7 protein-coding genes are annotated in these 8,000 nt (G+C 56.8%); 2 read left to right on the top strand and 5 right to left on the bottom strand.

The window, feature by feature from the left end; all coding sequences use genetic code 11:
* Positions 1 to 1,452 (top strand): glycoside hydrolase family 92 protein (locus Q0510_RS00055; protein WP_298707098.1); only part of this gene is annotated, 1,452 nt, incomplete at its 5' end.
* A gap of 3 nt (positions 1,453 to 1,455) precedes the next feature.
* Here Q0510_RS00055 and Q0510_RS00050 read toward each other — a convergent pair.
* From Q0510_RS00050 to Q0510_RS00035, 4 genes are read right to left on the bottom strand one after another with little or no spacing between them, the layout of a single operon-like run.
* Positions 1,456 to 2,376, bottom strand: a complete 921-nt coding sequence (locus Q0510_RS00050) for an alpha/beta hydrolase (RefSeq protein WP_298707096.1) — start codon at positions 2,374 to 2,376, stop codon at positions 1,456 to 1,458.
* Between the two features lie 19 nt (positions 2,377 to 2,395).
* The gene (locus tag Q0510_RS00045; protein ID WP_298707094.1) at positions 2,396 to 3,226 is read right to left on the bottom strand and encodes an amidohydrolase family protein; all 831 of its coding nucleotides are present in this window, start codon (positions 3,224 to 3,226) and stop codon (positions 2,396 to 2,398) included.
* Positions 3,223 to 4,950: a dihydroxy-acid dehydratase gene (gene ilvD / locus Q0510_RS00040; protein WP_298707092.1), complete on the bottom strand. Its 1,728-nt coding sequence runs from the start codon at positions 4,948 to 4,950 to the stop codon at positions 3,223 to 3,225. The genes Q0510_RS00045 and ilvD overlap by 4 nt, the downstream gene beginning before the upstream one ends.
* Before the next feature lie 16 nt (positions 4,951 to 4,966).
* Positions 4,967 to 6,058 carry a Gfo/Idh/MocA family oxidoreductase gene (locus tag Q0510_RS00035; RefSeq protein WP_298707090.1) on the bottom strand — a complete coding sequence of 364 codons (1,092 nt, stop codon included), beginning with the start codon at positions 6,056 to 6,058 and terminating at the stop codon, positions 4,967 to 4,969.
* Between the two features lie 139 nt (positions 6,059 to 6,197).
* Between Q0510_RS00035 and Q0510_RS00030 the strand changes: the two genes are divergently transcribed.
* Complete coding sequence (locus Q0510_RS00030) at positions 6,198 to 7,067, top strand: AraC family transcriptional regulator (protein ID WP_298707088.1); 870 nt, start codon at positions 6,198 to 6,200, stop codon at positions 7,065 to 7,067.
* Between the two features lie 7 nt (positions 7,068 to 7,074).
* Here Q0510_RS00030 and Q0510_RS00025 read toward each other — a convergent pair.
* Positions 7,075 to 8,000: alpha-L-rhamnosidase C-terminal domain-containing protein (locus Q0510_RS00025; protein ID WP_298707086.1), on the bottom strand; the 926-nt coding region annotated here is incomplete at its 5' end.

Here is an 8,000-nt window from a genome sequence, read left to right as displayed (position 1 = left end):
TTCGAAGCCACCCGGCAAAAAGCCAAACAGGCCTGGAATAAAGAACTGGGCCGCATCGCCGTGGAAGGCGGCACCTCCGGCCAGGTGCGCACCTTCTATTCCTGCCTCTACCGCACCCTGCTGTTCCCCCGCAAATTCTACGAATACAACGCGCAAAACCAGATCGTGCATTACAGCCCCTACAACGGCAAAGTATTGCCCGGCGTCATGTTCACCGACAACGGTTTCTGGGACACCTTCCGCGCCGTATTCCCCTTCTATACCCTCATGTACCCGGAACTGAACGGCCAGATCATGGAAGGCCTCGCCAATACCTACAAGGAATCCGGCTGGCTGCCCGAATGGGCCAGCCCCGGGCACCGCGACTGCATGATCGGTTCCAACTCCGCTTCGCTCATCGCCGACAGCTACCTCAAAGGCATCCGCGGGTATGATATCGAAACGCTTTACCAGGCCCTGCTGAAGAATTCCGAAAACGAAGGCCCCCTCAGCTCCGTAGGCCGCAAAGGCGTGAAATACTATAACGACCTGGGCTACGTGCCCTACGACGTCAACGTAAACGAAAACGCCGCGCGCACCCTCGAATATGCTTACGACGATTTCACGATCTACAAACTCGCCATCGCACTGAAACGCCCCGCCGAAGAAATCGAACGTTTCCGGAAACGCAGCCAGAACTTCCGCAACATCTTCGACCCGGAAACCAAACTGATGCGCGGAAAAAATAAAGACGGCAAATTCCAGGCGCCTTTCAATCCCTTCAAATGGGGCGATGCCTTCACCGAAGGCAACAGCTGGCACTACACCTGGTCCGTTTTCCACGACGTGGAAGGCCTCGCGCGCCTCATGGGCGGCCGCCAGCAGTTCACGCAGATGCTCGACTCCGTTTTCGTAATGGCGCCGGTATATGACGAAAGCTACTACGGCTCCGTGATCCACGAAATCCGCGAAATGCAGATCGCCAACATGGGCCAGTATGCGCACGGCAACCAGCCCATTCAGCACATGATCTATCTCTACAACTACGCCGGCCAGCCCTGGAAATCCCAATACCACGCCCGCCAGGTGATGGCGCGGCTGTATAACGCCACCGAAAACGGCTACCCCGGCGACGAAGACCAGGGCCAAACTTCGTCGTGGTACGTGTTGAGCGCCCTGGGCATGTACAGCGTGTGCCCCGGCACCGACCAATACGTACTAGGCAGCCCGCTCTTCCGGAAAGTGACCATCACTTTGGAGAACGGGAAGCAATTCGTGATCAACGCAAAAGGAAACAGCAGCCGGAATGTGTACATCCAATCGGCCAGTCTCAACGGCCAGCCGTATTCCAAAAATTACCTGACCCATGCGGATATCATAAACGGAGGGGAATTGCAGTTGCAGATGCAGGAACAACCGAATCAGCAGCGGGGAATTGCGGAGGCCGACAAGCCTTTTTCCATCTCGAAATAGGCATTACAGGTAGCCGGCCTGCTGCATCCAGAACAGGCAGCGGCCAAACCATTCACCGAACCCGAGATCCTTCAGGAAGCCGTGCTCTCCTTTCTGGTAAATGTGCAATGCACCAGGGATTTTATGCGCTCTGAGCTTCTGGTAAAACAACAGGCTATTCTTTTCTCCGACCACGGTATCATCGCCGGCATGTACGAGGAATGCCGGCGGCGTTTGGGCCGTCACCTGCAGTTCGTTGGAAAACCAGCGTACCTGCTCAGGCGCAGGCGAAGGGCCCAGCAGGTTGTTCCGGGAACCGGTGTGGCCGATGCTATCCGTAAAACTGATAACTGGGTTGACGAGTATCATAAAATCCGGCCGGAGGCTGACGCCAGATTTGTTATCGATAGCAGGCCGGCCGAAGTGCGTGCCTGCCGTGGCGGCGAGGTGCCCGCCGGCGGAGAAGCCCATGATGCCCACTTTCCCCGGATCGATCTTCCACTCGCCTGCCCGTGCCCGCACAATTTGGATGGCCTGCTGCGCATCCTGCAGCGGCGCCATCGCGGGATCGGAAAAATGAGTTGGGGAAGGAAGGCGGTATTTCAATACGAATGCCGCCACCCCGGAATCGTTGAATGCTTTCGCCACGTCGCGGCCTTCGCGGTTGAGCAGCAAAACGCCGTAGCCGCCGCCCGGGCAAATCACGACGGCAGTGCCGTTCCCCTTTCCTTTTTCCGGCAAAAACACTTCCAGCGTGGGCTCGGTGACGGCAGACACGAGCAGTCCGACCACCTTATCCGTCCGGATGTTTTCTTTCACCGTTGCGGCGGCGGGTAACAACCCGGGCGCCTTGCCTTGGTAGAGCGGCACTACCTGTTGCGCCTTTGCGAAAAATGGCAGGAAAGCAATTAAAAAGCACAGGCAGTTATTCCGGAAGTGAAGCATTTCGTGGTAAGTTAAAACATTAAGCCATGCGATACGTGTGGACGGCATTCCCGTGCCAAATCTTTTCCTGTACGGCCATCGGGTAATCCGCCAGGATCGCCTGCAGCGCTTTCACCCAGCTGTCCCAACTACCCGCAAGCAGCACCACCGGCCAATCGCCGCCGAACATGAGCCGGTCTTCACCAAAGCAGCTGATGGCATGATGGACGTACGGCGCGATCTCCTCCACGTTCCACCGATGCCACGCAGCCTCCGTAACGAGCCCCGAAAGTTTGGCGCACAGGTTCGGAAATTTCGCCAGCATATCCATGTTACGTTTGAACTCGTCGTTTTTTTGGTCGCGGATGGAGGGTTTGCCGAGATGATCGAGGATGAATTGCGTATCCGGGCATTGCGCGATCATGCGGGCGGTATCCGCAAGCGCATGCGGCTGGGCGCTGATATCCATGCTTAGGCCATGCAAAGGCAATGCCCTGGCAGCTTCCAGGAAGAGCGGGCTGCAGCAGATGCCGGGCGCATCGTCGTACATCCTGCGGATGCCTTTAACGAAGGGCTTGCCCGAAAACGGTTCCAGGGAGGATTTCCCCTGTTCGAGCGCGGCATAAGCCACCATCCCCGCGATGCGCGGGTCCAACGCGGCCTGCTCCATCACCAGCTCCATCTCCGCAACATTTTCTTCCGGCAGGCATTCGCATTGGACAAAAATCATCCTGTCCACTTCAAACCCCGACGTTGCCGCGCGGTATTGTTCTGTGAGAAATGCACCCTGTATCTGCGGGAGCTCCTGCAGCCAGGGGTATTGCAACCTCGCCGTATCCCAGAGATGAAGGTGCGTATCGATTATCTTCATGAAGCCGTCTGTTTAACGGAAGGGCTTTTCTTCTTCAGTACGCCACCGCCGTCGGTAACGCAACCTTCCGAGGCAGAAGATACGGTAAGACAGTATTTATACAAAATACCGGTATCATATTTCAGGGGCGGGGCCGTCCACACCGCGCGGCGCTGCGCAATTTCAGCATCGCTCAATTGAACGGTGATGCTGTTGTGCGCGGCATCGATGGAAATAATATCGCCGTCCTGCAAGAGTGCGATGGTGCCGCCGTCGAATGCTTCCGGGGTGATGTGGCCGATCACGAAACCATGTGTACCACCAGAAAAGCGGCCATCGGTAATCACGGCGACCGTATTGCCCAAACCCGCGCCCATTACGGCAGCCGTTACTTTCAGCATCTCCGGCATGCCGGGGCCGCCTTTCGGGCCTTCGTAGCGGATCACGATCACATCGCCCGGCTTCACTTCGCCCTGTTCCAGCGAGCGGATGGCGCTGAACTCGTCGTTGTAAACGCGGGCGGGGCCTTCGAAAGTTTCCCCTTCCTTGCCGGTAATCTTGGCCACAGCCCCTTCCGGCGCCAGGTTCCCGAATAATATCTGCAAATGCCCGCTTTTCTTGAGCGGCTTGTCAAAAGGCATGAGGATACCGGACTCCAACGGCAACGGCGCAATATTCTCGTGGTTCTCCGCCAGGGTGCGCCCCGTCACCGTGAGGCAATCGCCGTGCAGGTAACCCGCGTTGAGCAGGGTTCTGATCACGGCAGGGATGCCGCCTGCGGCGTGAACGTCTTCCATGAGATATTTCCCGCTGGGCTTGAGGTTCGCCAGCAGCGGAGTGCTGTCGCTGATCCGCTGGAAGTCCGCCAGTTGCAGGTCCAGCCCGATGCAGCGCGCGATGGCGATGAGGTGCAGCACGGCATTGGTGGAACCGCCCAGCGCCATGGTGATCGTTATCGCGTTTTCGAAAGATTTCTTTGTCAGGATGTCGCTGGGTTTGATATCTTCCTTCAACAGGTGATGCAAGGCTTTGCCCACCTGCAGGCATTCCGCTTTCTTCTCCTCGCTCACCGCTGGATTGGAAGCACTGTAAGGCAGGCTGAGGCCCAGGGCCTCAATGGCGGCCGACATCGTGTTGGCCGTATACATCCCGCCGCAGGCGCCCGCACCCGGACAGGCATTTGCGATGATGCCTTCAAAATCTTCCGCCGACAGTTCCCCCGCAATCCGCTGTCCGTATGCTTCCAGGGTGGACAGCACATTGATCTTTTTCCCTTTATAATTGCCGGAATGGATCGTGCCGCCGTACACGAGGATCGACGGGCGGTTGAGCCGGCACATCGCCATCACGGCGCCGGGCATATTTTTGTCGCACCCCATTACAGACACTACGCCATCGTACCACTGGGCGCTCACCACGGTTTCTATCGAATCGGCGATGATATCGCGGGAAGGCAGGGAATAGCGCATGCCGGTAGTGCCCATCGACATGGCGTCGCTCACGCCGATGGTATTGAACATCATCCCCACCAGGCCCACTTCTTCCATCCCCTGCTTCACCAGTTTCGACAGGTCGTTCAGGTGCATGTTACAGGGATTCCCTTCGAACCAGGAGCTGACGATCCCGACCTGCGCTTTGCTGAAATCGGCTTTGGTTAGTCCGGTGGCATGGAGCATGGCGCGGGAAGAGGGCTGACTGACATCTTCCGTCAGCACCCTGCTGTATTTGTTCATCTTGTTGTTCATAACGTTCTTGTATTTTTCAAAGCATGGGTGAATAGGGAATGGTGGTGCCGCCCTGGTCGCTGGACAGGTACGCGGCTTCCACGAGCTGCATGGTGCGCCAGGCGCTGTCGATACTGTTGACGAGCACCGGGGCTGAGCCCTCCGCGTAACACAGCAGGTTCGCCATGGAGCCGGTGAAGGCATCGGGGAACCAGGTACCGTTGAGGGTAACGGCTTTCCACTCCGGTGCTTTGCCTGGTTCCAGCACGGCGTATTCGAACGTATCCGGGACGCCGCTGGGGTAATCGAGGTTCATGCCGAGGGTGGTGCGGATGGCGCCTTTGGTGCCTTCGAGCTTGATGAAGGAATCCTGGTACTTCAATCCGAATTCGTGGCCGTGGTTAGTGTTGACGAAAGCGCGGATGATATCGTCGTATTCCATCAGGATAACCGACCGTGTGGACGCCAGCTGCATCATTTTCGGGTGCTTCAGCGTTTTGGCGTATACTTTGGCGGGGTCGCCGAAGAAATAGCGGATCATGTCCATGTAATGAATACTGTGGTAGAGCATTTCCATCCGCGGGATACCGAACAGGAATCCCCAGAGGTGCCAGGGATGGTAAATATTCATCCGGATCTCCATGTCGTGCAGCTCCCCTATCAGGCCACTTTCCACCACTTTTTTGGCGAGTTGCACGGCGGGGATGAACCGCATCTGGAAATTAACGGCGGCGGTAAAATTTTTCTCCCGGCAGATGCGCACGATCTCTTCCGCTTCCGCGATGTTCTCGCCCATGGGTTTCTGCATCATGACCACCGACGCATCCGGCAGGCGGCGTAAAACGCCCGGCAGCGCGGAAGCGGGTACGGCAATATCATACACGGTTCCGGCCGGCATGCCTGCGATCATCGCGCCGATGTCGGTAAAAACGCGGGGGATGTCGAACTCCAGGGCAAGCGCTTCCGCTTTTTCCAATAAAGGGTCGCAGATGCCGGCTACTGCCCAGCCCGCTTTCCGGTACGCAGGCAAATGTGCGTCGCGCACAATGCCGCCGGCGCCGATAATGGCGATGGAACAGGGTTTTAAAGGCATCTTCGGTGCATAGTCCATCTCTTCAGGTATCATCATTTGCTACATTTATACTGGTTTCAAAACTATTTAAAAAACAACCGGCCCACCCATCCTTTGAGCGTTATTACCTGTACTATTTTGACCGGTATTTCGACAAATCCGGCAAATAACTATCTTGTGGTACAGACGCCAAGTTATGAAAGCAATCCTCCAGAAAGTACCGGTATTTACGGATGCCTCATTCGCCGTGCAGGAATTCCGCTCCGCCCATTTCACCGCTCCCTGGCACTTCCACCCGGAGTTTGAGCTGGTGCTGGTGATGCGCGGCACGGGGAAGCGGTTCGTGGGTGACCATATCTGCGACTTTGCTCCCGGCGACCTCGTGCTGCTCGGGCCCAATATTCCGCATTGGTACCGCTGCGATGCGGCGCATTACGAGCCGGAAGCCGGACTGGTAGCGGAATCCGTGGTGGTACAGTTTACCGCGGAGTTCCTGGGCGACCGCTTCTTCGGTGTGCCGGAGGCGCTGCAGGTCCGCAAGCTGCTCGACAAATCCGTGCTGGGCATCGCCATCACCGGGGCCACACGCGACGGGGTGGCGGAAATGATGCAGCGCATCCTGAAGATGAGCGGTATGGAAAAGTTGTTGCATCTCCTCCAGCTGCTGCACCGGATCAGCATCGGCGCCGGCGATCTTTCCACGCTCAGCAACCAGGGCGCCACCGGCACGCATATGCGGGATTCGGAACGCATCAACAAAATCTACGAATATGTTATGCAAAACTTCACCCAACCTATTTCGCTTGATGACATTTCCGGTATCCTGAACATGTGCCCGTCCACTTTCTGCCGTTACTTCCGGAAACATACGCGCAAAAATTTCACACATTTCCTCAACGAAATCCGGATCGGGCATGCCTGCAAAATGCTGATCGAGGGCGATGTGAGCATTACTGAAATCTGTTTCATGAGCGGGTACAACAACATAGCGTATTTCAACCGTCAATTCAAAGCCATGAAACAGATGACGCCCAAAGCTTTCAAGCAGGCGTACAACAACCGGTAACGCGCATCTATCTGCCAGCCGTTTCAAACACGTAGCTCCCCGACCCCACTTCAAACACGGCGCTTCCCTCCTCCACCCGTTGCGGCTGCACGGGCTTCCCGCTTTCCTTCACCACCGTACCAAAACGCGTCGGGATGTGGATTTCCGCCGTGGTATTGGCTGGGATCTCCGCGCGCAACGTAAACACGCCGTTGCGGAGGGTCCAGTGGCTGCCGATTTTCCCGTACGGGCTCAGCACGTCGCCTTTCGCGAAAGTCAGGTCGCCGGCGGGCTGCGGTTTCAGCGTGATTTTACGGTATCCCGGCGCTGATGGGTTAATGCCCAGCAGGGAGCGGTAAAACCAGTCGCCCACTGAGCCGAACATCGGGTGGTTCTGGGAATAAGTGTTATCCGAATGTCTCCAGGTTTCCCATAGCGTGGTGGCCCCGTTTTCAATCATGTGCCCCCAGCCCGGAAAGGTACGCTGGTCGGCGATTCTATACGCCATGTCGTTCAGGTTCCTTTCCTGCAGCACATCGAACATCATTTTGGTGCCGAAAATGCCGGTCGACAGGTGCCAGTCTTTCTTTTCAAACGCTTTCACGAGCGCCTGCACCACTTTCTCTTCCTCCGCTTTTCCTGGCATGCCCGCCCACAGCGCGAATATCTGCGCCGTTTGCGTACCTTTTTCAAAAGCGCCGGTGGCGGGTTGATAAAATTTAGCTACGATCGCGCGGCGGATGTTTTCAAACAAAGCCGAATATTCCGCTGCGTCCGCTTTTTTGTCCAGGACCGTCGCGAATTCCGCCAGCATGGAGGCATGCAGCGCGTAAAACACGGACGCCGTAAGCGGAATTCCTCTTTCATCCAGCGATTCATGATCGCCCAGGTCTTCCGTTTCGAAGAGATGGTTGCGGGCGCGGGAAGAAAGGAACTGCAGTTGCTTTTGCAGCG

It is taken from the genome of uncultured Chitinophaga sp. (genome assembly GCF_937874145.1).
Taxonomy (GTDB): domain Bacteria; phylum Bacteroidota; class Bacteroidia; order Chitinophagales; family Chitinophagaceae; genus Chitinophaga.
This window is presented reverse-complemented; position numbering and strand designations above follow the sequence as displayed.